At 39.4% G+C, this 3,688-nt stretch carries 2 protein-coding genes; one reads left to right on the forward strand and one right to left on the reverse strand.

Translation table 11 applies throughout. The annotated features are described in order from the left end of the window. Window positions 1-79: 79 nt before the first annotated feature. Window positions 80-286, reverse strand: coding sequence for a hypothetical protein (locus tag L1D50_RS22085; protein ID WP_128727067.1), 207 nt, complete (start codon window positions 284-286; stop codon window positions 80-82). 139 nt (window positions 287-425) lie between these two features. On the opposite strand from L1D50_RS22085, the gene L1D50_RS22090 reads away from it, so the two are divergent. Beyond that, complete coding sequence (locus L1D50_RS22090; protein WP_138523620.1) at window positions 426-3,464, forward strand: FAD-binding and (Fe-S)-binding domain-containing protein; 3,039 nt, start codon at window positions 426-428, stop codon at window positions 3,462-3,464. Window positions 3,465-3,688: the final 224 nt, after the last annotated feature.

A 3,688-nucleotide genomic window follows, 5' to 3' on the forward strand; every position in this document is an offset into this window, starting at 1 on the left:
CCCCAATGTAACACATTGGGGCCATTTCATTTCTGAAATGTCCTATCTAACTTCCCCAATGTAACACATTGGGGCCATTTCATTTCTGAAATGTCCTATCTAACTTTTCGCAGCCAAGCTTAAACAAACGCTGCACATTTTTTAGGTGCTTCTTCGCACCATCATGATTCATTGAAAAGCACACAAGTGCCGCAAGTAAAAAGATAATCGATGGACCGGGCACAACAAAGAAGATCAATGCTAGAATGCAAAACACGATACCAGCGAGGTCGTAAATAATTTTCATGTTATTTCCTCCTTTACAATAAGAGTATAAGATGCATGGTGAAATAAACTATTTCCAATTGTAACAAACCATAAAATTCTCAAGTTGATCATTAATCCTTCGTGATACAATTAATTCAAAGCAAGTAAAATATACCGTCATGATCGCAAATATTAGTCAGCAGGATTCTGCAAACGAACTTATCAACCTCTATCAAAGCAAACTAATTGATGCAGGTTTTAGTGGAGACATTGATTCGAGTTATGCAACTCGCCTTGTTACATCAACCGACAATAGTATCTATCAAGAAATCCCTCAAGCTGTATTGTTTCCTAGAACAAATCGAGACGTACAGCTTGCGCTGGAAATCGCCCAACAAGACCCGTTTTTATCTCTTACCTTTGGTCCGAGAGGAGGAGGAACTGGTACTAATGGTCAATCACTTACTCCAGGTATCGTGATAGATCTTTCGAGGCACATGAGAGAAATTCTTGAGATCAATGAACAAGAAGGTTGGGTTCGAGTTCAAGCGGGTGTAATCAAAGATCAGCTTAATGACTTTTTAAAACCTTACGGTTATTTCTTTTCTCCAGATCTCTCCACCAGTAACCGAGCAACAATTGGTGGTATGGTAAATACTGATGCGTCGGGTCAAGGCTCTCTCGTTTATGGTAAAACAAGCGATCATGTACTTGGGTTAAAAACCTTTTTGGTGGACGGTACAGAACTAAATACCTCAAAGTTAGCAATTGACAAAGCGGAGTTACTAGCTGAGCAAAACTCAAAGACTTCTCACATTTATGCGAATGTCATCGAGATCTGTCGAAACAATCGAGCACTTATACTTGAAAAATTTCCAAGACTAAACCGCTTTTTAACGGGTTATGACCTCGAAAATGTATTCGACGATTCACTAACCACTTTTGACTTGTCTCGAATTATTACGGGCTCTGAAGGTTCGCTTGGTGTTGTCACCGAAGCAAAACTCAATTTAACGCCAATTCAGCCATTTAAAACTTTGATCAATATTAAGTATGATTCATTTGAATCTGCACTCAGAAACAGTCCTTTCTTGGTTTCCGCTAATGCAACTTCGGTCGAAACCGTTGACAGTAAAGTCTTAGGTCTTGCCAAAGAAGACATCATTTGGCACTCAGTATCGGACTTAATTCAAGATGTACCCGGTGTTGAGATGCAAGGTCTTAACATGGTTGAGTTTAATGGTGAATCAGAAGATGAAATTTCATCTAAAGTCGATAGCTTATGTCAACGATTGGATCAGCTTATTGCGAACAAAGAAGCAGGTGTTATTGGCTATCAGCTTACCAATGATAAGGCGGATATCCTTAAGATTTATGCGATGCGTAAAAAGTCGGTTGGCTTATTGGGTAACGCCAAGGGCAATAAAAAGCCACTTGCTTTTGCTGAAGATACAGCCGTTCCACCTGAAAACCTTGCTGATTTTATCATTGAGTTTAGAGAGTTACTTGATAGTTATCAATTAGATTATGGTATGTTTGGTCATGTTGACGCCGGTGTTTTACACGTACGCCCAGCGCTTGATATGTGCGATCCTGAACAGGAAAAACTACTACGTGTGATCTCAGATAAGGTAGTGGCGTTAACCGCAAAATACCGAGGACTAATGTGGGGTGAGCATGGAAAAGGTTACCGAAGTGAATACGGACCTGAGTTTTTCGGTGAGCAACTATTTAATGAACTTCGTAAAATTAAAAGCTTGTTTGATAAAAACAATCGCTTAAATCCTGGAAAAATTTGTACACCACTGGATTCAGGTGACCAATTAGTGTCAGTCGATGCGCAGAAAAGAGCTTGGTTTGACCGAACAATCCCAACTGAAGTAAAAGTAAACTACGAAGCACCGATCAATTGTAATGGTAATGGACTTTGCTTTAATTATGATGATAAATCACCAATGTGCCCATCGTACAAGGTCACCAAAGATCGCAGAAACTCTCCAAAAGGACGTGCAGGCTTATTCAAAGAGTGGTTAAGACTCCAAAACAATAAAGGGGTTGATTTGATTGCGACAGAAAAACAATTAATCAACCATGAAAATGACACTACTTGGTGGGAGCGCTTTCTAAATACCCGTAAGAAAAGCGAATATGACTTTTCCCATGAAGTTAAAGCATCAATGGATGAATGTTTAGCCTGTAAAGCGTGCACAACGGCATGCCCAATAAAAGTTGATGTTCCTACGTTTCGCGCTAAGTTTTTAAACTTTTACTACAGTCGTTACAATCGACCACTTAAAGACTACCTAGTTGCGAACATTGAACGTGCACTACCTACTATGGCCAAGTTCCCAAATGTAGTTAACGCCCTACAAAGTAACAAAATATCAAACTTTTTCGTTGAACGGCTAATTGGCTATGTTGACTCGCCGGCACTAAGTAAGATGCAGCTTAACAAGTTAGTGCCGAACAAATATTTCTATTCAGAGGGCCGTTTCGAAAAGTTAAGCGATGAAGAACAGCAAAGCGTAGTATTTGTTGTTCAAGACCCCTTTACGAGTTTCTATGAAGCGGAATTAGTATCGGACTTTGTGCAAGTTATATCAAAGCTTGGGTTTTATCCACTCGTGTTACCATTTAAACCAAACGGTAAACCACAACACGTTAAAGGTTTTTTAAAGGAATTTAAATCGACCGCGAGCAGCGCTGCACAGTTTTTGAATACAATCAGTGAATATAACAGGCCTCTAGTTGGGCTCGATGCTTCTTTGGTGATGTGCTATCGCGATGAATATAATGATATCCTAAAAAAGAGTAGGGGTAACTTTAAAGTACAATTGGCGCATGAATGGCTTTCAACTGTTGAAATCCCGACGGCTGCGACAATCAGTCCGTCAAAATTTACGTTAATAAGCCACTGTACAGAAACAACAGCAATGCCTGAATCAAAAGGTGTTTGGCAAGGCATTTTTAATAAATTGAACTCTAATTTAGAAGCGGTTAATACCGGATGTTGTGGCATGGCGGGAACTTATGGCCACGAAACGCAAAACCAAGAAAATTCAAGAGCGCTCTATGAATCCTCTTGGCAGCATCATATTGATAACACCGCTCTAGATGAAGTATTAGTGACAGGTTTCTCTTGTCGCTGTCAGGTTAAACGCTTTAAGGGAATAAAACCAAAGCACCCACTTCAAGCACTTAACAAAATGTTAGATTAAATCCTAAGAATGCCCAGTTTACTGGGCTTTTTTATAATTAATTTTAACTAAAGCCAATATTGGCTTAATATGACTTTATGTATGATGTGTTCCCTCATGCTGAAAGGAGCCAATATAATACCAATTAGCTTAAAATTAAGTGATCTATTTTGAGGCGAGAAAATCTTGTCGACAACACCGCTATCGCAGGCTGCTATTTCCTAGGTACTCACATCAATGTAAGC

The organism is Pseudoalteromonas sp. Isolate6 (assembly GCF_022398435.1).
Lineage (GTDB): Bacteria > Pseudomonadota > Gammaproteobacteria > Enterobacterales > Alteromonadaceae > Pseudoalteromonas > Pseudoalteromonas galatheae.